Raw genomic sequence first — 273 nt, 5'->3', positions numbered from 1 at the left:
GGCTAACTACGTGCCAGCAGCCGCGGTAATACGTAGGGTGCAAGCGTTATCCGGAATTATTGGGCGTAAAGGGCTCGTAGGCGGTTCGTCGCGTCCGGTGTGAAAGTCCATCGCTTAACGGTGGATCCGCGCCGGGTACGGGCGGGCTTGAGTGCGGTAGGGGAGACTGGAATTCCCGGTGTAACGGTGGAATGTGTAGATATCGGGAAGAACACCAATGGCGAAGGCAGGTCTCTGGGCCGTTACTGACGCTGAGGAGCGAAAGCGTGGGGA

Annotated in this window: 1 rRNA gene; it reads left to right on the top strand. The window is 59.0% G+C overall.

Annotated features, from left to right (window positions below):
• Positions 1–273: ribosomal RNA gene (locus GTW43_RS20825) — 16S ribosomal RNA — on the top strand; the annotation flags it as partial.

It is taken from the genome of Streptomyces sp. SID5785, from assembly GCF_009870065.1.
Taxonomy (GTDB): domain Bacteria; phylum Actinomycetota; class Actinomycetes; order Streptomycetales; family Streptomycetaceae; genus Streptomyces.
Note: the sequence above shows the minus strand (reverse complement) of the source record. Positions and strands in the feature narration are given on the sequence as shown.